This window comes from Paraburkholderia sp. A1RI_3L (assembly GCF_048957895.1).
Taxonomy (GTDB): Bacteria; Pseudomonadota; Gammaproteobacteria; order Burkholderiales; family Burkholderiaceae; genus Paraburkholderia; species Paraburkholderia kururiensis.
This window is the reverse complement of sequence record NZ_JARCHA010000003.1, coordinates 105,819-130,558: the sequence shown is the minus strand read 5'-3', so window position 1 is coordinate 130,558 and position 24,740 is coordinate 105,819. Positions and strand designations below refer to the sequence as shown.

The window sequence follows — 24,740 nt, the reverse complement described above, 5'->3', positions numbered from 1 at the left end:
TCATGGCGGAACAACGAAGCGCGAGCCGCACCGTGCGCGCCGCTGCCGTGCAGATCGCGCCTGATCTGCACAGCGCGGCGGGCACGCTCGAAAAGGTGTGCGCCGCGATCGACGAAGCCGCGGGCAAGGGCGTGCAGCTCATCGTCTTTCCCGAAACCTTCGTGCCGTACTACCCGTACTTTTCGTTCGTGCGGCCGCCCGTGGCATCGGGCGCGGACCACATGCGGCTCTACGAGGAAGCGGTTGTCGTGCCGGGCCCCGTGACCGAAGCGGTCGCCGCGCGGGCACGCCGGCATGCAATGGTGGTGGTGCTCGGCGTGAGCGAACGCGATCACGGCAGCCTCTACAACACGCAGCTGATCTTCGATACGGACGGCACGCTGCTGCTCAAGCGCCGCAAGATCACGCCCACTTTCCACGAACGCATGATCTGGGGGCAGGGCGACGCCGCCGGCCTGAAGGTCGCGCAGACCGCGATGGGCCGCGTGGGCGCGCTCGCGTGCTGGGAGCACTACAACCCGCTCGCGCGCTACGCGTTGATGGCGCAGCACGAAGAGATTCATTGCAGCCAGTTCCCGGGCTCGCTCGTGGGCCCCATCTTCGCCGAGCAGATCGAGGTCACCATCCGGCATCACGCGCTCGAAGCGGGCTGCTTCGTGGTCAATGCCACGGGCTGGCTCACGGACGCGCAGATCGAATCCGTCACCGCCGACCCGAAGCTTCAGAAGGCGCTGCGCGGCGGCTGCATGACGGCGATCGTCTCGCCCGAAGGCCAGCATCTGGCCGCGCCGCTCACCGAAGGCGAAGGCATGGTGGTGGCGGACCTCGACCTCGCGCTCATCACCAAGCGAAAACGCATGATGGATTCGGTGGGCCACTACGCGCGCCCCGAACTGCTGAGCCTCGCCATCAACGACCGGCCTGCCGCGCCGCTCATGCCCATGCCCATGTCAGCCGCGCGCGAGGGTGCAGTGGGCACCTCATCAGTGGGCACCTCATTTTTCGACACCGGCTTCCGTGGAGAACGCGATGAACGCCAGAGAGACCTTGCCGGCCGCGAGCCGGCAATTGATGACTGAGCTGCAGTCGAGCGGCCTGCGTCTTGCCGATCCCCATGCGGGCGCCGCAAGCCGGCGCGGCGGCGCGGGTCCGTCGGACCACAAGGCCGTGACGGTGGACGGCGTCACGGTCATGGTGCCCGTGCATACGAGCAGCGCCTGGCACTCGCCGTTCGTGGCGAGTGCGCCCGACGCCTCGGGCACGAGCACGCTGCTGCGCGGCACGATTCCCGTGGCGAGCATCCGTTTTCCGAAGGCGCCGCGCTTCTACGCGCTGCAGACGCTGGATGGCGTGCCGTACTCGCAGATCGCCACGCTGCACAGCGCCGACGTGCTTGCCACCACGGTGCTGCAAACCTGCATCCGCTACGAGAGCCGCCGCAAGGCCTGCAAGTTCTGCGCGATCGGGCAGTCGCTCGCGGCGGGCCGCACCATTGCGCGCAAGACGCCCGAACAACTCGCGGAAGTGGCGCGCGTGGCCGTGTTGCTGGACGGCGTGAAGCACATGGTGCTCACCACCGGCACGCCGCCCACTTCAGACCGCGGCGCGCAGGTGCTCTGCGAAAGCGCGTTTGCGATCAAGGCCGCAGTCGATCTGCCGATCCAGGCCCAATGCGAGCCGCCCGACGACGACCGCTGGTTCGAACGCATGAAGGCGAGCGGCATCGACACGCTCGGCATGCATCTGGAAGTGGTCACGCCCGAGCTGCGCGAACGCATCATGCCGGGCAAGGCAAGCGTGCCGATGACCCGCTACATGCAGGCCTTCGAGGCCGCTGTCGCCGTATTCGGCCGCGCCCAGGTCAGCACCTACATCCTCGCGGGGCTGGGCGACAGCGCCGAGGCGATTCTCGCGATGTCGCGCGACCTGATCGCGCTCGGCGTGTATCCGTTCGTGGTGCCGTTCGTGCCGATCAGCGGCACGCCGCTCGAAGATCATCCGGCGCCGTCGCCCGCGTTTATGCGGTCCGTGCTGGAGCCGCTCGGTGCGATGTTGCGCGAGGCCGGCATGCGCTCGGCCGAGATCAAGGCCGGCTGCGCGAAGTGCGGTGCGTGCTCGTCGCTTTCGTCCTACGAGGGGTGACCGTGCTCTGCGAGACCACCGAACCGGATGCCCTGCCGCTCGCCTATGCGCCCACGGCGTATCGCGTGAAATGGGTCACGCTGCCGTGGGAAGCGAACGAGGCGTACAAGCTGCGCCGCGCGGTGTTCTGCATCGAACAAGGCATCTTCCCTGGCGACGATCGCGACGCCGTGGACGAGCACGCGCAACTGCTCGTCGCGGTCAGTTGCATGGCGGGTTTGCCCGACCAGGTGGTGGGCACCGTGCGCATCCACGAAACGGAGCCTGGCGTGTGGCTGGGTTCGCGGCTCGCCGTGCACGCGGCATTTCGCCGGCACGGCAAGATCGGCACGACGCTCATTCAACTCGCGGTGACGAGCGCGCACGCGCTCGGCTGCACCACGTTTCTCGCGCACGTGCAGAGCCAGAACGTGCCGCTTTTCGAGCGGCTGCATTGGGACTCGCTGGCCGAGGAGGCCATTTTCGGGCGGCCACATCGGCTGATGCAGGCGCAGCTTGCGCATTACCCGCCGTGCCATGCGCCGCAGGCAGGGTTCGTGGTGGCGTCGAGGGGCGCGTGATGAACGCGACGCCAACCGCGCAGGTGTTCCCGCTCAATGCGCTGAACGATGAGCTGAACAATGAGCTGAACCTTGCCGCGCTCGTCGAGCGGTTGCGTGCGAGCCGCGGCTTCGCGCACAAGACCGACATCGCGGACGTGGTGGGCGCGCTCGCCCAGCGCTTGCCGAATGGTTCACGTGATCTCGCGCAGGTCGTTGCCGTGGGCGACGACTGTGCGGCCATCGCGGACGGCGACGGCTATCTGCTGTTCGCCATCGAGGGCATGGTGGGCGACTTCGTGGCGGCGATGCCGTGGTTCGCGGGTTACAGCGGCGTGATGGTCAACGTGAGCGACATCTACGCGATGGGCGGCCGGCCACTCGCGGTCGTGGATGCGCTGTGGAGCGACGGCGTAGCCGCTGCGCAGCCCGTGCTCGAAGGGCTCGCCGCGGCGGCCGTGGCCTACGGCGTGCCCGTGGTGGGCGGCCACAGCAACGTGCGCAGCGGTGCGGCGCAACTGGCGGTGTCCATCGTGGGTCGTGCGAAGGCGTTGCTCTCCAGCTTCAATGCAAAGCCGGGCGATCGTCTCGTCATGGCCGTCGACCTGCGCGGTCGGTACGAAGAACCGTATCCGTTCTGGAATGCCTCGGTGGGCGCGCCCGGCGAACGGTTGCGCGCAGACCTCGAACTGCTGCCGCAACTGGCCGAGGACGGACATTGCGATGCGGCCAAGGACATCAGCATGGCCGGCACGCTGGGCACGGCGCTCATGTTGCTCGAATGCTCGGGCGTGGGCGCGCGTATCGATCTCGATGCGATTCCGCGCCCTGCGTTCGTGCAGTCGGCCGCGGACTTCGAACGCTGGCTTACCGCGTTTCCGAGCTATGGCTTTCTGCTTTCGGTACGCGAGCCGCACGTCGATGCCGTGCTCGCGCGCTTTGCCGGGCGGTCGCTCGCTTGCGCCGTGATCGGCACCGTGGATGCAACGCGCGAAGTCGCGGTAACGCAGCGCGGCGATGCCGCGTTGCTCTGGGACCTGCGCGATGCGCCGTTCATTCTGCCTGCGTCTCGCGAGCGGCGGCCGTCATGAACGATCGGCTTGCGTCCTTGCCGTCGACGGTGCCGCCCGTACCGCTTTCCGCCCGCGCGTTGCGTGTGGCGCTTTTCACACACTCCGTGAATCCGCGCGGCGGTGTGGTGCATACGCTGGAGCTTGCGCGTGCGCTGCATGACGAAGGGTGCGACGTGACCGTGTTCGCGCCCGCCGCCCAAGGCGAGACGATGTTTCGCGACACGCCTTGCCGCGTGGTGCTCGCGCGTGTGACGGACCGGCCCGCGAACACGGTGGCGATGGTCGAAACACGCATCGCTGCGTTAAGGCGTGCACTGCTCGATGTGCTGCTCGAACGCGGTGCCGCTCATTTCGACATCCTGCATGCGGGCGACAGCATCAGCGGCAATGCGCTCGCGCAGTTGAAGGAAGAAGGGCACATCGCAGGCTTCGTGCGCACGGTGCATCACCTCGACGTATTCGACGACTTGCGCCTCGAACACTGGCAGCGGCGCGCGTGGCACGACGCGGACGTGGTGCTCTGCGTGAGCGATGCATGGGCGCAGCGTATGCAGCGCGATCACGGCGTGGCGGCACTGACCGTGCCCAATGGCGTGGACGTCGAACGCTTTTGCACCGCGCCCGCCGACGAAGACCACGCCGTGCGACAACGCCTCGGCATCACGAAGGAAGGTGGCCCGGTGGTGCTCGCCGTGGGCGGCGTGGAGGCGCGCAAGAACACGCTGATGCTGCTGGAAGCGTTCGCACGCTTGCGGCAAACGGCGCCCGCCGCACAACTCGTGATTGCGGGCGGCGCAAGCCTGCTCGACCACGATGCGTACGCGCGGCAGTTCGCGGCGCGGGCGGCGGCGTGCGGGCTGCGCATCGGGCGCGGCGCAGCCGTGGTGTTGACCGGCACCGTGGACGATGCCGACATGCCCGCGCTGTTCCGCAGCGCGGACGTGGTCGCGATGGTCTCCGTGCGCGAGGGCTTCGGCCTCGTGGTGTTGGAGGCGCTTGCGTGCGGCCGTCCCGTGGTGGTCTCGCGCATTGCGCCGTTCACCGAATACCTCGACGAGCGCGTCTGCGTGTGGGCCAATCCGCTCGATGCGCAGTCCATCGCGGGCGCGCTGCGCCGTGCGCTGCACGCGCGCGGCGGAATCGACTTCACGCAGGCCGTGCCCGCGCTGCTCGATCGCTTCAGCTGGGCGGCGAGCGCGCGATGCCATTTGCAGATCTACGGAGCGTGGCTCGCCGAGCGAAGGCTCGCAGTGCGTTAAGCCGTTGCTTGAGGCCGTTGCTTGAGACCCTTGCCCCAGTCCTCTCGTTAAACCATCACAGGAGCACCTCATGCCCGTCATGCATTTCCTCGTCCGCTGGCCCGACGGCAGCGAGGCCGACTGCTATTCGCCTTCCACCGTGGTCGGCGATTTCTTCGCGCCGGGCCAGCGCTATGCGCTCGAAGACTTCGTCGAGCGCGCGCGGCGAGCGTTGCACATCGGCTCGGAGCGCGTGCGCGAGAAGTACGGCTTCGCGTGTTCCGCGGCCATGGACCAGCTCGCGCAAATCGAGCAGACCGCCGCGGGCTTCGCCGGTGTGGCCGATGCCGCGGTCACCGTCATCGCGTTGCGCTAGCGCGTAACCGTAACGGCAAGCGCCATTCTCAACCGTCATTCAGCGAGGCAGGACTCCGTCATGTCGACATCTCTTTCCACCCAACGCCCCGGCGCGGCCGGCGAGCCGGGCCATTACAGCGTGATCGTCGTGGGCGGCGGGCAGGCGGGGCTCTCGGTGAGCTACTTCCTCCAGCAGGCGGGCATCGATCATCTCGTGTTCGAAAAGCACACCGTTACCCACACGTGGCGCGACCAGCGCTGGGACACGTTTTGCCTCGTCACGCCGAACTGGCAATGTGCGTTGCCGGGGCATTCCTACAACGGGGCCGACCCGCACGGCTTCATGAAGAAAGACGAGATCGTCGCGTACCTGGACGGCTTCGTGGCCGCCGTGGATGCGCCGGTGCTCGAACACACGGGCGTGAGGCGTGTGAAGCTCGCGGGCTCCCACGCACAGGGACAGGGCCCGACCCTGGGCCGCTATGCCGTCACGACGGACCGCGGCGACTTCACAGCGGACCATGTCGTGGTGGCCTCGGGCGGCTACCACACGCCCATCGTTCCGCGCATGGCCGAGCGCGTGCCCGCGCACATCGTGCAACTGCACTCGGCCGAATATCGCAACCCGCAGTTGCTGCCCGCGGGCGCGGTGCTCGTGGTGGGCTCGGGCCAGTCGGGCGCGCAGATTGCCGAAGATCTGCACCTCGCGGGCCGCAAGGTGTTCCTGGCCGTGGGCGACGCGCCGCGCTGCGCGCGCTTCTACCGCGGGCGCGACGTGGTGGACTGGCTCGCGGACATGGGCTACTACGACATGCCGGTGGAGCAGCATCCGTTGCGCGAGGGCGTGCGCGACAACACCAACCACTACGTGACGGGCCGCGACGGCGGTCGCGACATCGACCTGCGCAAGTTCGCGCGCGAAGGCATGGAGCTATACGGCCGCCTGCATGACCTGCGCGCGGGGCAATTGCACTTCGAAGCGAATCTTGGCGCGAGCCTCGACAGCGCCGACGACACCTACAACCGCATCAACGCGAGCATCGACGCGTTTATCGAAAAGAGCAGTATCGACGCGCCGCCTGGCTCACCGTACGAGCCGCTCTGGCGGCCGGGCGCGGAGCGCACCACGCTGGACCTTGCCGCGAGCGGCATCGCGGCCATCGTCTGGTGCATCGGCTTTACGCCCGACTTCAGCTGGCTCGACGCGCCGGTGTTCAACGGCCGCGGCTACCCCTCGCATGTGCGCGGCGTCACGCCGCTGCCGGGGCTCTATTTCGTCGGACTGCCGTGGCTGCATACGTGGGGCTCGGGGCGGTTTTCGGGCATCGCGCGCGACGCGGCTTATGTGGTGGAGGCTATCCGCAGCGAGGCGGGCAGGGCAGACGAGCCGCCCGCCAGCCAGGCCGAGCGGGCGGCGGCCTGAGCTTCACCGCCGCGCCGTCGTGCTTCGATCGCCGCGGCGCCTATGTTTGCGCGCAAGCCGCACATGGGTTTCGGATCAGGCACTTACGGCACGTACCCGCAGGTTGTCCACAGTCTTGCCAACAAAAACTGGGGATAACCTTCCGGCAGTGCGCTAGCGGAGTGGACACGACACGACACGGCGCGGCACGACACGGGGCGCCGCGCTAGCCGTGCGTCCGTTGTCGGACAAGTTGCGCCCGCACCACAATCGCGGGCAGGAATCCAAACGCCGGGCACGTCGATCGCCATTTTCAGGCGAGCTTGACCGCATCAGAGAAATGAAAAACCTGTCATTTCAATGAAGCTAAATTTATTTTTATAGAGTGTGATTACGTGATCAAGTAAAAGTCACTGTTTTGTCTGCGAAAAATAAATTACGGTCGACTTCCAAAATTAAATATCCGCCGCATTACACCAGCCACAAGCGTTAATCAACGAATCCAGCATCGGTATTTCTTCCAGGGCCGCGCGGTCATCTAGCGCCAGGGGCGCAAATCTATAATCCGCCTCGCGCCATACAAACAAATCTTTCCCGGCGACTTCAATCATTCGCCTTTTTCTTTTCATCTATTTAGGAGACCATAGTGAAAAAGACCATTCTGGCGGCCCTCCTGGGCGCAATGGCGACTGCGGCTTCGGCCCAAAGCAGCGTCACGCTGTACGGCCGTATCGACAACGGCGTCCAGTACGAATCGGGGCTGCCGAAGGGCTCGCAGATCAGCGCCGAAAGCGGTGACTGGGGCGAAAGCGAGTTCGGCATCAAGGGCGCGGAAGACCTGGGTGGGGGCACCAAGGCGATCTTCCAGCTCGAAATGGGGCTGAACACGCAGAACGGCTCGTACGGCAACGGGTCGCTGTTCGGTCGAGCCGCAACGGTAGGCCTTTCGAACGAGACCTACGGTACGTTCAAGATGGGGAACTTCGGCGCCGGCGAAATTGAGCAGGACAGCTGGGACCTCGACCCGCAGGTGATGCAGGCCTACGCGATCTCGACGCTGGTGCGCGGCCGCAACTGGTCGCAGGCGGGCAATGGTCTCGAGTACACGACGGCATCGTTCGGCGGCCTCACGCTCAAAGGCCAGTACGACCTCACGAACGCCAATACATGGAACGCCGGCAGCCCGGGCAGCGCGCCGGGCCAACTCGGTACGTCGACCGGGCTCGGCAGCGCGCAAGGGCGTTCGGACGGCCTCAAGGCGCAGTACAACGCGTCTAATTTCGAGCTGCAGGCTATCTATGACGAAATTCGCGATCCGAATGGCCAGTTCAGCAACGTGTACCTGGCGTCGCGCTCGATACTGGCCGGTGGCACTGTCACGTTCGGGCCGGTCAAGGTCTATGCCGGCTTCCAGCACCTGAGCGCACCGGACGCATCCAACGCCGGCTACTTCGGCACCGCCACGCCCACCACGCTGCCGGGCGGCACGTCGCTACCTACCGCGGTCAACCACGAATGGCTCGGCGCCGCCTGGCAGGTCACGACAGACGCCGCACTCACCGCCGCCGTCTACCACGCCAACGCGAACAACGGTAACGGCAACGCGACCATGTACACGCTGGCCGGCACCTACAACCTGTCGCGCCGTACCTTCCTGTACTCGGAGCTGGGCTACGTGCACAACAGTTCAACGTCGAACATCGGTCTCGGCAACGGCTATAGCGACCCGTACGGAGCCAATGCGAACAACGACCCCGTCAACGGTGGCGACAACACCAATCCCAACTACGGCAAGGGGCAGTTCGGGGCATTTGCCGGCATCATGACGCAGTTCTGACGTCTAATCGGCTGCTCGCTCGAACCGCGCGTTCGTGGCGCCTGTGGACGATCCATTTCCGGGATTCCAGTCTCGTATGGAATACTGATTTTCAGATTACGGCCTATGTGCAGGACGCGCAATGATCTAACGTTGAATCGCGTTCACTCATACCCGTGGTTGAACGTGTTTCATACCTCTGTCACCCCAACGCTGCGGCGTTGGGGTTTTTTTGTTCATTGTTTATTCATTGCAGGGCGCAGGAAAGCGGTGCGGTTGACGTCTGCTTCATTGCGGCTCTCTACGTGCGCTTCCACAACCGCTCAAGTAATCCGATACTTCGGCCCCGGTACTACCTCGGCCGGCACCGGCTCATCGCACAACTCCAGCAGCGAGCGTTCGATGTTGCGCGTCAGCGCATCGAGCGCGAGATTGTTCGGTGCCGTGCCGAAGGGCTCGGCGATGTCGCCTGCAATGGCTTCGAGCGCAATCAGCGTGTACGAGACGAACACCGCGATGAGTGGCGTGAACGCACCCAGCGACGCCACAAGGCCGAACGGCAGCAGAAAGCAATACGCGTAGACCGTGCGATGCAGCAGCACGCCATAGGCGAACGGAATGGGTGTGGAGGCAATCCGCTCGCAGCCGCCCACGATCTTTTCGAGTTCGTTCAACTGCGCGTCGAGCATCCAGAGCGGCGCGGCGCCCAGCGTGCCCCGCTGGTGCAGACCGCCGAGCGTCGTGCGCAGATCATTGAGGATCGCGACCGGCCGATACTGCCGCCCCTTCAGCGCAATGGCGCGCGTGGCGCCCACAAGGGGTTCGAGGTCGTCGTACGGGTCGGTGTTGCGCAGTTGATGCTTGAGCGCATAGGCGAACGCAATGAGCGAGCGCACGAACGCGTCGCGGTCGAACTGCTGCGAGCCTTCGTGCGAACCCGTTGGCACATAGGCGAGCGTCTGCGACGTCAGTGTGCGCGCCGCGATCAGCAGGTTGCCCCACAACGTGCGTGCTTCCCAGTAGCGGTCGTAGCTGCGGTTGTTGCGAAACGCGAGAAAGATCGTGAGCGCGACGCCGCACAGTGTGAATGGCGCCGTGCTCAGCAGAATCTTTTCGCCGAGTATGCGGCCGCCCGTGGCAACGGCGAGCACGCTCACGGCCAGCATGATCGCAAGCTGCGGCATGATGGCCTGAAGCACCGAGCCGTTCCAGACGAACAGCATGCGCAGCCAGTGTTGCTGCGGACGAACGATCATGGCTGTACCTCTCGTGTCACCGCGTCATGTTCCTGCGGACTCATGGACTCGTGCATTCAGGCAGCAGCCTGCACAGCCGACCGATGCAGCAGCACCGGCACCGACTTCGACGTAGGCGTGTTGCACACGTCGGCCACACTCGAAAGCGGCACGAGCGGATCCGTTTCCGGGTAATAGGCGCCGATGCAGCCGCGCGGAATGTCGTACTCCACGAGCAGGAAGCCGTCCGCGCGCCGCTCGATGCCGTCGTCCCAGACGGTGGTCAGGTCGACCCAGTCGCCCGCCTTGAAGCCGAGCATCGCGAGGTCCGCCGCGTGGATGAACACCACGCGGCGCTGGCCGAACACGCCGCGATAGCGGTCGTCCAGCGCGTAGATGGTGGTGTTGTACTGGTCATGCGAGCGCGTGGTCATGAGCGTCATCACGCGTTCGCCGTAGAGACGTTTCGCGCGATGCACGGGCGTGTCCGTGTCGAGCGGGTGCGCCACGAAATTGGCCTTGCCCGTGGCGGTCTGCCAGTCGCGCTCGCGCGAGGCCACGCGCAGATGGAAGCCGCCCGGCTGCGCCACGCGTTCGTTGTAGCGCTCGAAGCCCGCAATCGACTGCTCGATGGCGTCGCGAATGCGCGCGTAGTCGGCGGCGTAGGCCAGCCAGTCCACCTTCGCGCTGCCGAGCGTGGCGTGCGCCATGTGCGCGACGATCGCCGTTTCCGACATCAGATTCGGCGACGCGGGCGTGTTCATGCCGTACGAGATGTGGACCATGCTCATGGAGTCTTCCACCGTGACGCCCTGTGCAACGCCGCCTTGCAGATCCACTTCGGTGCGGCCGAGCGTGGGCAGGATCAGCGCCGCCTTGCCGTGCACGAGATGGCTGCGGTTGAGCTTGGTCGCGATGTGCACCGTGAGGTCGCAGGCGCGCAGCGCGTCCCAGGTGCGCGGCGTGTCGGGCGTCGCGATCGAGAAATTGCCGCCCAGGCTCACGAACACCTTGATGCGGCCCGCAAGCATCGCCTCGATGGTTTCCACGACGTCGTAGCCGTGCTCGCGCGGCGGCTCGAAGCCGAACACGCGGCCTAAGCGATCGAGAAACGCCTGCGTGGGCTTTTCTTCGATGCCCACCGTGCGGTTGCCCTGCACGTTCGAATGACCGCGTACGGGGCACAGGCCCGCGCCTTCGCGGCCGATATTGCCGCGCATCATCATGAGGTTCGAGAGCATCTGGATGGTCTGAACCGAGCGCTTGTGCTGCGTGAGCCCCATGCCCCAGGTCGCGATCACGCGCTTGCCGTTCGCGTAAATACGCGCAAGCCCTTCGATCTGCTCGCGCGGCACGCCCGATTCTTCCTCGATCAGCGGCCAGCTTTCGGCGCGTAGATCGCGGGCGAAGGCGTCGAAGCTCGAGGTGTGCGTGGCGATGAAGTCGAGGTCGAGCACGCGCGGCGTGCCCGCGTCGCGCGCTGCGTCGTCCAGTTCGAGCACGCGTTTGGCGACGCCTTTGATGAGCGCGAAGTCGCCGCCCACCTTCGGCTGGATGAACGTGGAGGCGATAGGCGTGCTGCCGAGCGTGAGCATCTCGACAGGATGCTGCGGGCTCGCGAAGCGTTCCAGGCCGCGCTCGCGCAGCGGATTGATCGAGACGATGGTGGCGCCGCGGCGCGCGCATTCGCGCAACTCGCCCAACATGCGCGGATGGTTGGTGGCGGGGTTCTGGCCGAAGATCAAGAGCGTGTCCGCGTGCTCGAAGTCGTCGAGCGTGACCGTGCCTTTGCCGATGCCTACGGTGCCGGGCAACCCGCGGCTCGTGGCCTCGTGGCACATGTTCGAGCAGTCGGGGAAATTGTTGGTGCCGTACAGGCGCACGAACAACTGATAGAGGAACGCGGCCTCGTTGCTCGCGCGGCCCGAGGTGTAGAACGCGGCTTCGTGCGGGGTATCCAGCGCGTTCAGGTGCCGCGCGATCAGCGCGAACGCGCCGTCCCACGAGATGGGCACGTAGCGGTCGGCGAGTGCGTCGTAGACCATCGGGTCGGTGAGGCGGCCGTGCTGTTCGAGTTCGTAGTCGCTCTCTTGCATCAGCGCTTCGACGGTGTGCGCGGCGAACAACGCGGGTGTGACGCGCTTCGAGGTGGCTTCCGCGGCCACGGCCTTCACGCCGTTTTCGCAGAACTCGAAGGTGGACGTGTGCTGGCGGTCGGGCCAGGCGCAGCCGGGGCAGTCGAAGCCGTCGGGCTGGTTCTGCCGGAAGAGCGTGCGGTACTTGCCGCCCGCCACCTTTTCTTTCACGAGGCTGATGGCGACGTGCTTGAGCGCGCCCCAGCCTGCGGCGGGCTGATGGTAGGGCGCAATGCGTGCGCGGGGTTTCGACTCTGCCATGTGTGTGCTCCGTTGCCTGGTGCCGCGCGGGTGGGTGCGGCCTTATTGATGGCCACCGGTCGCGACTAGCCGCGACCAGCCGCGCCCGATGGCGGCTTGTAGCCGCGTGCCGAAATGTCGCGGGCGCTTTGTCAGTGAGCGAAGGTTAATGGCGGCGGGGCCGGTGCAAGGCGCACACATCGCAGGCGGTTCAAGGAGTACAGTTCGGCAGGCGCGCACGTTGCGGGCGCGCACTGTACTCCCTGGCGCTTTCCCCTCATGGCGCAGGCAAGTCCAACGAAACGAGGCAAGCGTTGAAGCTCTACGAAAAGTTGACGGCCGACGTCGAGGCCCAGATTCGCGGCGGCGTGTTCCGTACGGGCGAACGCATTCCGTCCGTGCGGCAGACCAGCCAGCAGTACCGCGTGAGCATCAAGACGGTGATTCGCGCGTATCTGCAGCTGGAAAGCCGCGGGCTGATCGAGAGCCGTCCGCAGTCCGGCTATTTCGTGCGGGCCGCGGCGGGCGGCAAGCGGCAGGCTTCACGGAAAAACGAGGGCGGGGAGGGCCTGAGCGCCTCACGTCCCGCCGCCGTGTCGGCCCAGGTGGACGTGAGCCGGCTCGTGCTCGCCACGCTGCGTTCCATCGGCGTGGACAAGGCCGTGCCGCTCGGCTCGCCTTACCCGGACCCGTCGCGCTTTCCGTCGGCGAAGATCAGCCGGTACGCCTACAACATCGCGCGCCGCAAGGTGCAATGGGGCGTGACCGATGAACTGCCGCCGGGCCACCCGGAACTGATCCGCCAGATCGCACGGCGCTACGCGGAGAACGGCGTGCCCGTGGACGCGCGCGAAATCGTCGTGACCGTAGGCGCCACGGAGGCCATCAACCTCTGCCTGCAAGCGGTGGCCAAACCGGGCGACACCATCGCCGTGGAGTCGCCGACGTTCTACGCGATGCTGCACGCCATCGAACGCATGGGCATGCGCGCCATCGAAGTGGCTACGCATCCGCGCGAGGGCATCGACATCGACGCACTCGCCGACCTGCTCGCGAAGCGCCGTATCGCGGCCTGCATGGTGATGCCGAACTTCCAGAATCCGCTCGGCTTCCAGATGCCCGACGAGAAGAAACGCGCGCTCGTCGAACTGCTCACGCGCCACGACGTGCCCGTGATCGAAAACGACGTGTACCAGGAACTGCACTACGGCGACGTGCACCCCACGGCGCTGAAGTCGTACGACACGGCGGGCATCGTGCTGCACTGCGCATCGTTCGCGAAGAGCCTGACCGCGGCTTACCGCGTCGGCTGGGCCATGCCGGGGCGCTATCGCGATCAGGTCGAGAAGCTGAAGTTCCTCAACACGCTCACCACGCCTTCCATTGCCCAACTCGCCATCGCCGAGTATCTGAAGAACGACGGCTACGACCATCACCTGCGGCGCTTGCGCCAGGCCTATGCACACCAGGCGAAGCTGATGCGAGCAACGGTCGCGCGTTTCTTTCCCGAGGGCACGCGCACGTCAGAGCCGCAGGGCGGCTACGTGCTGTGGGTCGAGTTGCCGCGCAAAGTGGACTCGATGCAGCTGTACCGCGACGCGCTCGAAGCCGGCATCACCGTGGGGCCGGGCTGCATGTTTTCGGCGAAGGGCGGGTATGGGCACTTCATTCGCCTCAACTACAGCTACGCGTGGTCGCCGGAAATCGAGCAGGCCGTGATCGCGGTGGGGCGGCTGGTGGCGGCAGCGGCGCGATAAGCGACCTATGCGTTGTTGGTGCTGCGCAAACGTTTGCGCGATCGCGCAGCACAAAATCGGCACGCAGATCGACGCCGAGAACCGCCTTGGTTAACGGCCGTCCCGGCCAAAACTTTACGCCTGAGAAAAGCAATAAACCGTTGCGCGGCGTGGCGCTTGCCGGCTCCGTGACCGTCACATTCGAGTCACATGCGCTCGCCGATAATCCGGGGGCTCGACGATTCCGCGAAGAGAAAGCGCGAGCCACTACAAGACAGCAGCAGGCTTGCTACGGGGAGTTGTGCCATGACCATACGCCACCGCATTACGTTGCTGGTCGTTCTGATGTTCGTCGCCTTGTCGGCGATCGGCGGCTACGCCGTGTATCAGACGCGCCGCAGCGCGGTCGATGTAAAGCAGGTCACGCAGGGCGTGGTGCCGAGCGCACTCGCTTCCGCGGATCTGGTTTCCGAAGTGAAAGACGTGCAGATCGCCACCATGACGCTCGTCTATGCGCCCGACGCCAACATGGTGACGCAGGCGCAAGCCGAGTTGAAGGCGAAAGAAACGGCGCTACACACGGCGCTCGACATCCAGGAGAAATCCGCCGCGAGCCACGCGCAGCGCGGGCTGGTGACGCAGGCGCGTGAAAGCCTTGCCAACTATTTCCAGGCCATCGACGAAACCGCGAAGATGAAAGCCGCGGGCAAGAACGAACTGGCCCAGGCCTATCTCTTTGCGAACGTCGCTCAGTATCGCGACGAACTGGAAGGCATCGTCGAAACGATGCGCGTGGAGAAGAACCGCCAGAAAGACGACGCCATCGCGGGCCTGAACGGCATGCTCGCCACCACCGTCACGGCGATTTCGGGCGTGACGGGCGGCGCGGTGCTGCTGCTCACGGTGATTGGTCTCTTGCTCTATCGCCAGATCACGCGGCCACTGTCGCGCATGCAGTCGATGATGAGCGAGATCGCGTCGAGCCAGGACTTCACGCGGCGCGTGCCGGTGGGCCGTATGGACGAGATCGGGCACTCCATCGTGGCCTTCAACGGCATGATCGAGAAGATCCAGCAAAGCTCCGCGCAGTTGAAGCAGAAGACCGCCGACATCCAGGCCATGCTCCAGAACATGCAGCAAGGCATTCTCACGGTGGTGGACGGCGCCGTGGTGCACGCCGAATACTCGGCGTACCTCGAAACCATCTTCGAGACGCCCGAGATTGCGGGCCAGCCGCTCATGAAGCTCGTGTTCGACGACACGGACATCGGCTCCGACGCGCTTTCGCAGGTCGATGCCGCGATTCACGCGTGCCTCGGCGAAGACAGCATCAACTTCGAGTTCAACCAGCACCTGCTCGTGAACGAAATCACGAAGCGCATGGCCGATGGCCGCGAAAAGATTCTCGACCTCTCGTGGTCTGCCATCACCGACGAAAGCGACACGGTGGTGCGCCTCATGCTCTGCGTGCGCGACGTGACGGAACTGCGCCAGCTTGCGGCGCAGGCCGGCGAGCAGCAGCGGCGCCTCGAGATGATCGGCGAGATTCTTGCCGTGAGCCAGGAGAAGTTCCATCACTTCGTGGAAAGCGCGACGGGCTTCATCAGCGAGAACGAACGCATCATCCGCCAGTACGAGCGGCCCGACGGCTCCGCGATTGCCGAGCTGTTCCGCAACATGCACACCATCAAGGGCAATGCGCGTACGTATAGCCTCCAGCACCTCACCAACATCGTTCACGAAGCCGAGCAGGTCTATGAAGAACTGCGTCGCGCCGACAGCGAACACAAGTGGGATCAGGAAGCGCTGATGCAGGACCTCGTGCGCGTGCGCGAGGCGATCGAAAGCTACGCCGTGATCAACGAGGAAAGCCTGGGCCGCAAGGGGCCGGGCGGCGCGGGCAACCCCGAGCATTACCTCGTGGTGGAAAAGGCGCGCATTCAGGAAAGCCTGCGCCTGATCGAAGAGACGGACACGGCCGACCTGCGCGGCCTGCTGACGATGCGCGAGTCGGTGCGCGACACGCTGCGGCTGCTCGGCACCGAAACGTTCGGCAAGGCGCTCTCGGGCGTGGTGGAGTCGCTGCCGTCGCTCGCGAAGGAACTGGGCAAGGAAGCGCCGCAGGTGCGCATCGACGACAACGGCTATCGCGTGCGCAGCCAGGCCGTGGGCACGCTGCGCAACGTGTTCATGCACCTCGTGCGCAACTCGATGGACCACGGCATCGAAGCGGCCGCGGAACGCCTCGCGCAGGGCAAGCACGCGGCGGGCACGATCGAAATCGAAGCCGGCGTGGACAACCACGTGCTGCAGATCACGCTTTCCGACGATGGCCGCGGCCTCGCGCTTGCCCGCATTCGCGGCATCGCGATGGAGCGAGGCTGGATCGATCAAGATGCCGAACTTTCCGACGAAGCCATTGCCGAGTTCATCTTCCGCCCGGGCTTTTCGACGGCGGAGCGCGTCACCGAAGTCTCGGGCCGCGGCGTGGGCATGGACGCCGTGCGCAACTTCCTCACGCGCGAGCACGGCAGCATCGAACTGCGCTTCACGGACAACAACAAGGGAGCGGCCTGGCGGCACTTCCAGACCGTGGTGTGTCTGCCCGGGCATCTGGCGGTGGACAGCGTAGGCGTGCAAAAGACGGCACACCCGGCCGCGAACACGGACTACGTGAGCTAATCACGCGCCCGACGAAGGCCCCGTCACGCGGGGCGTAGCAGACAAGGAAAGCGGCAGTGGCAGTGAGGAAACCGACGTGATCGAAACATCTATCGCCGCCGCGCTGGCGGGCGGCGTGCTCGTGCTGATCGTGGCCGTGCTCGTGCACCGGGCGCGCATGGGCCGCGCGACAGCGGCATTCGCGACGCAACTCGAAAGCGAACGCACGGCGCGTGCGGCGGCCGAGGCGCGCGAAGAGACGCTTGCGCTGCAACTCGAAAGCGAAACGACGCAGCGGGACGCCGATACGGCGCGCTTCGAAGCGCAACTCGCGCAGCAGTCGGAGCAAGCGCAAGCCGCGCGCGGCGAACTTGAAGTCGCGCGGCGCGAACGCGACGAATGGCTCGCGCTGGGACGGCGCATCGCCGACGAAGCCGCGCGTCTGCGCGGCATGTCGGGCACCTTCGAGCGCTGGCACGAGCAGATGATCTCGCTCATGACGCAGAACCACGACATGCACGCGAAGAACCAGGAGCTGTCGTCCATCGTCGCGCACGTGCTGATCGTCTCGCTCAACGCGTCCATCGAGGCGGCGCGCGCGGGGGCGGCGGGCCGCGGCTTTTCGATCGTGGCGAGCGAAGTGCGCACGCTCGCGTCGCGCTCGCAGGAACTCTCGAAGAGCTATAAGGACAGCCTCGACCGCAACGACCTCGTCACGGCCGCCACGTTCCAGGACATCCAGGCAGGCGGCAAGATGATCACGGCGTCGCTCGGCAGCGTCGAGGTGCTCGCGAACCAGCTTCAGGCGAAACTTCAGGCGCAGGCAACAACGTGATTACCGAGCAGGCGAAGCATAGCTTCGAACAGATTTTCCACAAGGCGGCGCGCACGCGGCTCGTCATTCACGCCGACGACACGTGCGAAATCGTGCGCGCCGACCACGTCGCCATGGAAGCGGACCCGGAAGCGCGCGTCGTGGTGCTCACCATCTCGTCGCTCTTTTTCCGCCTGCTCGTGGGCCTGCATTTCACCGACGACGACGCCACGCGCCGCTACTTCGCGCGCGAGACGTCGGCGGGCGGCCAGCCGCTGCGCGAAGCGTTCATGGAAGTGGCGAACCTGTGCTGCGGCGCGATGAACCAGGCGCTCGTCGGCCATTTTCCGGATCTGGGCATGTCCACGCCCTACGTGCTGGGCAGCGCGAGCCTCGCGCATCTGGCCGAGCTGAAGCCGGACCACGTGGCGTCGTACGAACTCACGATAGGCGGCAACGTGCCGCTCGCGGCCACGCTCTGCGTCTGCGCGAACGCGCCGCTCGACTTCGCGGCGAACGTCGAAACAGTCGAGGAAACCAGCGGCGAGCTGGAATTGTTCTAGGCAGTACCTACAGGTTGGCAAGCAAGGTAACGAAGCAACGGGGAAGGATGATGGCGAAAATTCTGGTGGTGGACGATTCGGGTACGGTGCGCGACGAGGTGGCCGGTTTCCTGCGCAAGAACGGCCTCGACGTGGACACGGCGGTGGACGGCAAGGACGGCCTCACGAAACTGAGGGGCAACCCAGGCATCCGGCTCGTGATCAGCGACGTCAACATGCCCAACATGGACGGCCTCACGATGGTCGAGAAGATTCGCGGCGAACTCGCGAATACGGCCGTGAACGTGATCATGCTCACGACGGAAAGCAGCCCCGCGATGAAAGAGCGCGGCAAGGCCGCGGGCGTGAAGGGCTGGATCGTGAAGCCGTTCAAGGGTGAGGCGGTGCTGGAAACGTTCCGGAAACTGGCGGGGTAGGGCGTCAGCCGGCCCGTTCGTCTTTGCCGGCTAAATGGGCACGGGCGGGCACGGGCAGGCACGGGCGGCGAACCCATGCGGGCGGCGCCGGCTTCCCCCTACCGCCCGCGACACCTCACGAAGTCAATCCGTGACTTCGATCAGCCTTTTGCGTTAAAGAAATCTCCGCGCGTTGTCGTTACCAGAACTAGTAACGAAATGTAACGACACCGCCGCGCCGGTCAAGGAGGCGTCTGCAGGTCGAATGGCGACCCGCGGGCGGACGGACCGGCGCGGCCATAACACGCTACGGGGAATTCATCGTGAACCAGCAACGATCGTCATGGCCGCGCACCGCCGCGCCGGGCGAGGTCATCTATTCCGAAGGCTTTGCAAGCGACGGCCTTGTCTACGTCATCGCGGACGGAAAAGTCGAGATTTCCGCCGTCTGCGACGACAGCAAGGTCGTGCTCGGCACCCTCAGCAAGGGCGAATTCTTCGGCGAAGCCGCGTTGCTGCCCGGCGAGCCGCGCGGCAATACGGCCCGCGCGCTGAGTTTTTGCCAGCTCACCGTGGTGCAGGCGAGCCTCATCGAACAGGAGCTGGAACGCGCCTCGCCGCTGCTGCGCCACATGGTGCGCACGCTGATTCGCCGCGTGAAGAAGCGCGACGACCTGCTCGCCACCTATACCCACGCGGACTTCCTGCCCGGCGTGCTCTCGTATGCCCACGTGCTCGCGCTGATGGCGGGTGGTGCGGAGAGCGGCGGCGACCGCTGGGACGGCAACGGCCGGCGCGGGCGCGGCGAGGAAGTGTCCGTGCCGCTTTCCGAAGTCATCAAGAAGTGCCGCGCCATTGCGGGCCATTCGCGGCTGCACGTCATGGCCATGCTCAAGCGCATGGAAAAGCTCAACCTCGTCACGCTGGAAGGCGGGCGCGCCGAACATCTGGCCGGCGCCGCGAGCCGGCTGGCGAGCCAGGACAGCGCATCAAGCCGCCAGCAGGTCACGTTTGACCCCACGCGCATTACCGAGCGCGCCCAGCAGGTGGCCGATCGCGAACTCGATGTGGCGCTCGCGAGCGAGCTGGAGCTGATCGATCTCGACGACCTCGAAGCGCTGATCGGCGTTGAAAAGTCCGTGATCCTGAACAAGCTCTCGCACGCCGAGATTGCCGAGGACGTCTTCGCGTTCCGCAAGACCCGCGTGCTCGATTACGTGGAAGAGAAGGGCGTGAGCTACTTCTCGCGACGCAACGCACGGCCGGGCGGCGAGATCACCTCGATCGACGACCTCGCGTTCGTCGACCAGCGCACGCTCTTCGAAGCCGTGAGCGCGTTCGACACTTACGATCTCGCGAAACTGCTCGCTTCGCTGGGCGGCCAGCCCGTGGCCGAGCGGCTGCTCTCCGTCATGACCGAGACGCGCAAGAACGAGGTGTCGTGGGTCATGCGGCGCGACATCAAGATCGACCCCATCGAGGTGGGCGAAATCGAACAGCGGTTCGTGGAAACCGTGAAGGCCATCAAGGCGGCCGCCGTGAATGCGGCGTCTTCCACCCAGCCGGGGGCTTGAGGTACTTGAGGCGCTTGAGGTACTTGAGGCGCTCGACCCGTCTGGGGCCGTAGAGAAACGTTTGAGACTATCGGGAGGCGGGCGCGTCGCTTTCGCGCGTAGTGGGCCGCAAGCAACGGTCCCTGCGCACGAACGGCAGCCCGATGAAGCATGGACCTGTTGACCCTGTTCGGCGTGCTGTTCGGCGCCGCCGCCATCATCGTGGGGTTCTCGCTGGAAGGCGGCAGCATCGCCACGCTCGTGCAGCCCGAGGCGCTTGTCATCGTGGCGGGCGGCACGCTCGGCGCCGTGATGATCCAGAACACGTGGGCGCGCTTCTTCGACGGCATCAAGCAGTTGCGCCTCGCGTTCGTGAAGGCGCGCCAGGTGGATCGCGAAAGTCTTTCCGTGCTGCTCGAATGGGGCGACCAGGCCAAGTTGAACGGCATGCTCGCGTTCGAATCCATCGACGCGAGCGGCATCAGCCTCTTTGCCAAACGCGGGCTCGAGCTGCTGGCCAACGGCGTGCCGACCGCCGTGATCGAAGACGCATTGCAGCGCGAACTGGATGCCTACGAGCGCAACCACATGGCCGCCGCGCGCATCTGGCAGCAGGCGGGCGGCTACGCGCCCACCTTCGGCATTCTGGGCGCCGTGCTCGGCCTCATTCACGTGACGGGCCACGTGCTGGAACCGGAACGGCTGGGCGAAGGCATTGCCGTTGCGTTCATTGCCACGCTCTACGGGCTCGGCCTCGCGAACCTCGTGTTTTTGCCGCTCTACGGCAAGATCAAGGCCCAGGTGGATAGCGAACTGCGCTTCCGGCGGCTCTATATGGACGGCCTGCTCGCGATCTCGCGCAAGGAGTCGCCGCAGATGATCGAAACCCGGCTCGCGGGCGACGTGCGCGGCCGCTCGGCGGAATCGCTCGTCTGAGCGCGTGAGCGCTTAGCTTCGGGCCAAGGGCTCCCGTCATGGACACCTCCTCTTCCAGCAGACGCGCTTCCGCGAAGTCGGGTCACGATCACGCAGACCACGAAGGCCACGAGGACGGCCGTTCCGACCGCTGGCTGATCTCGTACGCCGACGTCATCACCACGATGATGGTGCTGTTCCTCGCGCTCTACGTGTTGCAACTGGCGAAGAACAAGGCGCTTGAAATCAAGGTGTTCGACGCGCACGTGGCCGGCCAGCGCACCGCGGGCGCGCAGCCGGATGCGCACCCAGATGCGGCACCCACGCCGGCCCTCGTGCAACGCGACCACGCGCGGCGTGAGCTGATGGCGTCGCTCGCCCCGCTGCGCGAAACGAGCGAGATTTCGGTTGAGCCCGTTGCGCAGGGCGTGGAGATTGCGATCAACGCGAAGGTGCTGTTCGATTCGGGCGACGCGCATTTGCGGCCCGCATCGTTCGACGAGTTGAGCAAGGTGGCGCTCGCGCTCGCCCGGCATTCCACACGCAACATTCTGGTGGAAGGGCACTCGGACAACGTGCCCATCGCGAACGCGAAATACGAATCGAACTGGGAGCTGTCGTCGGCGCGTGCCGGCGCCGTGGTGCGCTTTCTCGTGGAGCGCGGCGTGGAGCCGCATCGGCTCGCCGCCGTGGGCCGCGCGGACAACGTGCCGCTCGTGATCGGCGACGACGCGGCCGCGCGTGCCGCGAATCGCCGCGTCACGATCCTCGTGCAGGACTGACGCGGCAGTGAAGCGCGGTTAAAGCGAAGGGCTTAAAGCGAAGGACTAAAGCGCCGCGCCGCTTCAGCCCTCTGCCACTGCCGCCTCACGCGCCCCACGCCCTTTCCCGTGATGGTCCTGCGCAAGCAGCATGTACATCGCGGGCACCACGAAGAGCGTAAACAGCGTGCCGATGGAAAGCCCCGTGAAGATGACGAGCCCCATTGCGTTGCGGCCCGCCGCGCCCGCGCCCGATGCGATCACGAGCGGCAGCACGCCCAGCACCATCGCGGCCGTCGTCATCAGGATCGGGCGCAGCCGCACGCCCGCGGCTTCTTCCAGTGCCTCGCGCTTCGAGCGCCCCGCGCGCTGCAATTCGTTGGCGAACTGCACGATCAGAATGCCGTGCTTGCTCACGAGCCCCATCAACGTGACGAGTCCCACCTGCGTGTAAATGTTGAGCGTGGCGAGTCCAATGTTGATGAACACGAGCGCGCCGAAGAGCGCCATCGGTACCGACACCAGAATCACGACCGGATCGCGGAAGCTCTCGAACTGCGCGGCGAGCGCGAGAAACACGATGATCGTGGCGAACATGAGCGTGAGCACGAACCCGCCCGACTCCTGCACGTACTGGCGCGACTGCCCCGAGAAATCCACCGAGTAGCCCGAGGGCGCCACCTGCGCCGTGGTCTTGCGCAGGAAGTCGAGCACCTCGCCCTGCGAGACGCCCGGCACCGTGACGCCCGAAATGGTCGCGGAGTTGAGCTGCTGGAAGTGGTTGATCGATTCCGGCACCACCGTGTGCTGCAGATGCGTGACCGTGGAAGCGGGAATCACGTTGCCGTCCGGCGTACGCAGGTAGTAGTCGAGCACCTGCGACGGGTTGAGCCGGTCCACCTGCAACACCTGCGGAATCACCTTGTACGAGCGCCCCGCAATGGAAAAGTAGTTCACGTAGTTGCCGCCCAGCCCCGCACCGAGCGACTGGCCCACGTCGCTCTGCGAAAGCCCGAGCGAGGCCACCTTGTCGCGGTCCACCACGAGCGTGACCTGGGGCTTGTCGAGCTTCAGGTCGCTATCCACGAAGAAGAACATGCCGCTTGCGCGCGCCTTCTGCAAGATGGCCTGCGAGACTTCGTTGAGGTTCTGGAACGGCTCCGTGGTGTTGATCACGAACTGCACGGGCAAGCCTTGCGAGCCCGGCAGCGGCGGGAACTGGAAGGCCGCCACGCGCGCCCCCGCAATGCCGTTCCATTCGTTTTGCAGCAACTGCTGCAACTGGTTGGCGCTGCGGTGACGCTGGTCCCAGGTCTTGAAGAGCACGCCGCCAATGCCCTGGTTCAGGGTAGGCGAGCCCGTCAGCTGGAACATCTGCGAGTACTCGGGCAGCTTCTTCGAAATGTCGAACACCTGGTCGGCGTAGGTCTGCATCTGCTGGATCGTGGCGTCGGGCGGCCCCTGGATCTGCGAAAGCACGATGCCCTGGTCTTCCTGCGGCGCGAGTTCCGACTGCGAGGTCATGAAGAGGTACACCGCGCAGGCGAGCACGAGCGCGCCCATCACGGTGAGCACGGGCCACGTGTCCAGCATGGAGTGCAGCGCGCGGCCGTAGCCGCGATGCAGGCGGTCGAACTGGCGGTCGATGAACTGCGTGAAGCGCCCCGATTCCTGTTCCGCGCGGAAAAAGCGCGAGCACATCATGGGCGAAAGCGTGAGCGCCACGATGCCCGAAACTGCCACGGCGCCGGCCAGCGAAAACGCGAATTCCGTGAAGAGCGCACCCGTGAGTCCGCCCTGAAAACCGATGGGCACGTACACCGCGACCAGCACCACGGTCATGGCGAGAATCGGGCCGCCCAGTTCGCGCGCGGCGATCAGCGCGGCCTCGAACGGTTTCTTGCCTTCCTCCTTCATGTGGCGGTCCACGTTTTCCACCACGATGATCGCGTCATCCACCACGAGCCCGATGGCGAGCACCAGCGCGAGCAGCGTGAGCAGGTTGATCGAGTAGCCGAGCAGCTGCATCACGAAGAACGTGCCGATCAGCGAAAGCGGCATGGCGATCACGGGCACGATCACGGCGCGCAGGCTGCCGAGGAACAGGAAGATCACCACCGTGACGATCAGCAGCGCTTCCACGAGCGTCTTCACGACTTCGTAGATGGCGGTGTTGATGAAGTCCGTGGCGTCGTAGACGATGTCGCCCGTCATGCCGATAGGCAACTGCTTCTGCATGTCGGGGAACACGGCCTTCACGCGTTTGGCCACGTCGAGAATGTTGGCGTCCGGCGCCACCTTGATGCCGATGAACACCGAACGCTTGCCGCTGAAGGCCACGTTGAAGTCGTAGCTGTCCGCGCCGAGCACCACGTTGGCCACGTCCTCCAGCCGCACGATGGCGCCGTTCTTCTCCTTCACGACGAGCTTTTTGAAGTCGTCCACGGAATGCAGGTCGGTGGCCGCGTTGAGGTCCACGCTCACCATCTGCCCCTTCGTCGCGCCGAGCGTGGCGAGGTAGTTGTTGTTGCCGAGCGCGGTGTAGACGTCCGCCGCCGTCACGCCGTGTGCGGCGAGCCGCGCCGGGTCCAGCCACGCGCGCAGTGCGAACTGCCGGCCGCCCAGGATTTCGGCGGTCTGCACGCCTTCGATCGAATCGAGCTTCGGCTTCACGACGCGCAGCAGGTAGTCCGTCACGTTGTTGGTGGGCAGCACGTCGCTGTAGAAGCCCATGTACATGGCGTCGGTGGTCTGCCCGGTCTGCACCGTAAGCACCGGCTGCTGCGCCTGCGGCGGCAACTGGTTGCGCACGGAGGCGATCTGCGTGTTGATCTGCGTGAGCGCGCGGTTCGCGTCGTAGTTGAGCCGCAGCGTGGCCGTGATGGTGGAGACGCCCGTGGTGCTCGTGGACGACAGATAGTCGATGCCCTGCGCCTGCGCGATCGCGGCTTCGAGCGGCTGCGTGATGAAGCCGGCGATGGTGTCCGCATTCGCGCCGTAGTAGGCCGTGGTCACGGTGACGACGGCGTTCTCCGTCTGCGGATACTCGCTCACCTTGAGCGCCGCGAGCGAGCGCAGGCCGAGCACGAGAATCAGCAGGCTCACCACGGAGGCGAGCACCGGGCGCCGGATGAAGAGGTCGGTGAAATTGGCGTTCATCGAGCG

Annotated in this window: 20 protein-coding genes; 16 read left to right on the top strand and 4 right to left on the bottom strand. The window is 65.6% G+C overall.

Features of this window, described 5'->3' with window-relative positions; translation table 11 throughout:
- The first annotated feature begins 2 nt into the window (after nucleotides 1–2).
- From PXJ20_RS10370 to PXJ20_RS10340, 7 genes are all read left to right on the top strand, one after another.
- On the top strand, nucleotides 3–1,079 hold the full coding sequence (locus tag PXJ20_RS10370; protein ID WP_421029525.1) for a Nit6803 family nitrilase: 1,077 nt from the start codon (nucleotides 3–5) through the stop codon (nucleotides 1,077–1,079).
- Complete coding sequence (locus tag PXJ20_RS10365; protein WP_421030928.1) at nucleotides 1,072–2,142, top strand: MSMEG_0568 family radical SAM protein; 1,071 nt, start codon at nucleotides 1,072–1,074, stop codon at nucleotides 2,140–2,142. The genes PXJ20_RS10370 and PXJ20_RS10365 overlap by 8 nt, the downstream gene beginning before the upstream one ends.
- Nucleotides 2,143–2,144: 2 nt before the next feature.
- Nucleotides 2,145–2,702, top strand: a complete 558-nt coding sequence (locus PXJ20_RS10360; protein ID WP_126876157.1) for an MSMEG_0567/Sll0786 family nitrogen starvation N-acetyltransferase — start codon at nucleotides 2,145–2,147, stop codon at nucleotides 2,700–2,702.
- 65 nt (nucleotides 2,703–2,767) lie between these two features.
- A complete protein-coding gene (locus PXJ20_RS10355; RefSeq protein ID WP_421030927.1) occupies nucleotides 2,768–3,772 on the top strand; it encodes a sll0787 family AIR synthase-like protein in 1,005 nt (334 codons plus the stop codon).
- Nucleotides 3,769–5,013: an MSMEG_0565 family glycosyltransferase gene (locus PXJ20_RS10350; RefSeq protein WP_421029524.1), complete on the top strand. Its 1,245-nt coding sequence runs from the start codon at nucleotides 3,769–3,771 to the stop codon at nucleotides 5,011–5,013. The genes PXJ20_RS10355 and PXJ20_RS10350 overlap by 4 nt, the downstream gene beginning before the upstream one ends.
- Nucleotides 5,014–5,083: 70 nt before the next feature.
- Complete coding sequence (locus PXJ20_RS10345) at nucleotides 5,084–5,368, top strand: MSMEG_0570 family nitrogen starvation response protein (RefSeq protein ID WP_017776395.1); 285 nt, start codon at nucleotides 5,084–5,086, stop codon at nucleotides 5,366–5,368.
- A gap of 60 nt (nucleotides 5,369–5,428) precedes the next feature.
- The gene (locus PXJ20_RS10340; RefSeq protein ID WP_421029523.1) at nucleotides 5,429–6,772 is read left to right on the top strand and encodes an MSMEG_0569 family flavin-dependent oxidoreductase; all 1,344 of its coding nucleotides are present in this window, start codon (nucleotides 5,429–5,431) and stop codon (nucleotides 6,770–6,772) included.
- Between the two features lie 434 nt (nucleotides 6,773–7,206).
- Here PXJ20_RS10340 and PXJ20_RS10335 read toward each other — a convergent pair whose 3' ends face one another.
- Nucleotides 7,207–7,362 carry a hypothetical protein gene (locus PXJ20_RS10335; RefSeq protein WP_160167493.1) on the bottom strand — a complete coding sequence of 52 codons (156 nt, stop codon included), beginning with the start codon at nucleotides 7,360–7,362 and terminating at the stop codon, nucleotides 7,207–7,209.
- Between the two features lie 35 nt (nucleotides 7,363–7,397).
- Between PXJ20_RS10335 and PXJ20_RS10330 the strand changes: the two genes are divergently transcribed.
- Nucleotides 7,398–8,588, top strand: coding sequence for a porin (locus PXJ20_RS10330; RefSeq protein WP_017776397.1), 1,191 nt, complete (start codon nucleotides 7,398–7,400; stop codon nucleotides 8,586–8,588).
- A gap of 302 nt (nucleotides 8,589–8,890) precedes the next feature.
- On the opposite strand, the gene PXJ20_RS10325 is transcribed toward PXJ20_RS10330, so the two are convergent.
- Both PXJ20_RS10325 and PXJ20_RS10320 read right to left on the bottom strand, forming a co-directional pair.
- Complete coding sequence (locus PXJ20_RS10325; RefSeq protein ID WP_421029522.1) at nucleotides 8,891–9,823, bottom strand: bestrophin family protein; 933 nt, start codon at nucleotides 9,821–9,823, stop codon at nucleotides 8,891–8,893.
- 56 nt (nucleotides 9,824–9,879) lie between these two features.
- Nucleotides 9,880–12,198, bottom strand: a complete 2,319-nt coding sequence (locus PXJ20_RS10320) for an FdhF/YdeP family oxidoreductase (RefSeq protein WP_421029521.1) — start codon at nucleotides 12,196–12,198, stop codon at nucleotides 9,880–9,882.
- Between the two features lie 293 nt (nucleotides 12,199–12,491).
- Between PXJ20_RS10320 and PXJ20_RS10315 the strand changes: the two genes are divergently transcribed.
- The 8 genes from PXJ20_RS10315 (at nucleotide 12,492) to PXJ20_RS10280 (ending at nucleotide 21,596) form a co-directional block, all read left to right on the top strand.
- Nucleotides 12,492–13,934 (top strand): PLP-dependent aminotransferase family protein, encoded by a 1,443-nt coding sequence (locus tag PXJ20_RS10315; protein ID WP_421029520.1) that lies wholly within the window; start codon nucleotides 12,492–12,494, stop codon nucleotides 13,932–13,934.
- A 285-nt stretch (nucleotides 13,935–14,219) separates the two neighbouring features.
- The gene (locus PXJ20_RS10310) at nucleotides 14,220–16,595 is read left to right on the top strand and encodes an MCP four helix bundle domain-containing protein (RefSeq protein WP_421029519.1); all 2,376 of its coding nucleotides are present in this window, start codon (nucleotides 14,220–14,222) and stop codon (nucleotides 16,593–16,595) included.
- 76 nt (nucleotides 16,596–16,671) lie between these two features.
- A complete protein-coding gene (locus tag PXJ20_RS10305) occupies nucleotides 16,672–17,409 on the top strand; it encodes a methyl-accepting chemotaxis protein (protein WP_199539793.1) in 738 nt (245 codons plus the stop codon).
- Nucleotides 17,406–17,951 carry a hypothetical protein gene (locus PXJ20_RS10300; RefSeq protein ID WP_126876167.1) on the top strand — a complete coding sequence of 182 codons (546 nt, stop codon included), beginning with the start codon at nucleotides 17,406–17,408 and terminating at the stop codon, nucleotides 17,949–17,951. The genes PXJ20_RS10305 and PXJ20_RS10300 overlap by 4 nt, the downstream gene beginning before the upstream one ends.
- 50 nt (nucleotides 17,952–18,001) lie before the next feature.
- Entirely contained in the window at nucleotides 18,002–18,367 is a 366-nt protein-coding gene (locus tag PXJ20_RS10295; protein ID WP_026121776.1) for a response regulator, read from the top strand.
- A gap of 302 nt (nucleotides 18,368–18,669) precedes the next feature.
- A complete protein-coding gene (locus PXJ20_RS10290) occupies nucleotides 18,670–19,920 on the top strand; it encodes a Crp/Fnr family transcriptional regulator (RefSeq protein ID WP_421029518.1) in 1,251 nt (416 codons plus the stop codon).
- A 150-nt stretch (nucleotides 19,921–20,070) separates the two neighbouring features.
- Nucleotides 20,071–20,835, top strand: coding sequence for a flagellar motor protein (locus tag PXJ20_RS10285; protein WP_017776406.1), 765 nt, complete (start codon nucleotides 20,071–20,073; stop codon nucleotides 20,833–20,835).
- A 38-nt stretch (nucleotides 20,836–20,873) separates the two neighbouring features.
- Nucleotides 20,874–21,596 (top strand): OmpA family protein, encoded by a 723-nt coding sequence (locus PXJ20_RS10280; RefSeq protein WP_421029517.1) that lies wholly within the window; start codon nucleotides 20,874–20,876, stop codon nucleotides 21,594–21,596.
- A 63-nt stretch (nucleotides 21,597–21,659) separates the two neighbouring features.
- Here the strand turns inward: PXJ20_RS10280 and PXJ20_RS10275 are convergent, their stop codons facing one another.
- Complete coding sequence (locus PXJ20_RS10275; RefSeq protein ID WP_421029516.1) at nucleotides 21,660–24,734, bottom strand: efflux RND transporter permease subunit; 3,075 nt, start codon at nucleotides 24,732–24,734, stop codon at nucleotides 21,660–21,662.
- Between the last annotated feature and the right edge of the window lie 6 nt (nucleotides 24,735–24,740).

Excerpts from the sequence above, each read along its gene's own strand:
- PXJ20_RS10310 (WP_421029519.1), top strand. The coding sequence starts at position 14,220 with ATGACCATACGCCACCGCATTACGTTGCTGGTCGTTCTGATGTTCGTC.
- PXJ20_RS10340 (WP_421029523.1), top strand. The coding sequence starts at position 5,429 with ATGTCGACATCTCTTTCCACCCAACGCCCCGGCGCGGCCGGCGAGCCG.
- PXJ20_RS10335 (WP_160167493.1), bottom strand. The coding sequence starts at position 7,362 with ATGATTGAAGTCGCCGGGAAAGATTTGTTTGTATGGCGCGAGGCGGAT.
- PXJ20_RS10295 (WP_026121776.1), top strand. The coding sequence starts at position 18,002 with ATGGCGAAAATTCTGGTGGTGGACGATTCGGGTACGGTGCGCGACGAG.
- PXJ20_RS10325 (WP_421029522.1), bottom strand. The coding sequence starts at position 9,823 with ATGATCGTTCGTCCGCAGCAACACTGGCTGCGCATGCTGTTCGTCTGG.
- PXJ20_RS10350 (WP_421029524.1), top strand. The coding sequence starts at position 3,769 with ATGAACGATCGGCTTGCGTCCTTGCCGTCGACGGTGCCGCCCGTACCG.
- PXJ20_RS10320 (WP_421029521.1), bottom strand. The coding sequence starts at position 12,198 with ATGGCAGAGTCGAAACCCCGCGCACGCATTGCGCCCTACCATCAGCCC.
- PXJ20_RS10285 (WP_017776406.1), top strand. The coding sequence starts at position 20,071 with ATGGACCTGTTGACCCTGTTCGGCGTGCTGTTCGGCGCCGCCGCCATC.
- PXJ20_RS10365 (WP_421030928.1), top strand. The coding sequence starts at position 1,072 with ATGACTGAGCTGCAGTCGAGCGGCCTGCGTCTTGCCGATCCCCATGCG.
- PXJ20_RS10280 (WP_421029517.1), top strand. The coding sequence starts at position 20,874 with ATGGACACCTCCTCTTCCAGCAGACGCGCTTCCGCGAAGTCGGGTCAC.
- PXJ20_RS10345 (WP_017776395.1), top strand. The coding sequence starts at position 5,084 with ATGCCCGTCATGCATTTCCTCGTCCGCTGGCCCGACGGCAGCGAGGCC.
- PXJ20_RS10370 (WP_421029525.1), top strand. The coding sequence starts at position 3 with ATGGCGGAACAACGAAGCGCGAGCCGCACCGTGCGCGCCGCTGCCGTG.
- PXJ20_RS10275 (WP_421029516.1), bottom strand. The coding sequence starts at position 24,734 with ATGAACGCCAATTTCACCGACCTCTTCATCCGGCGCCCGGTGCTCGCC.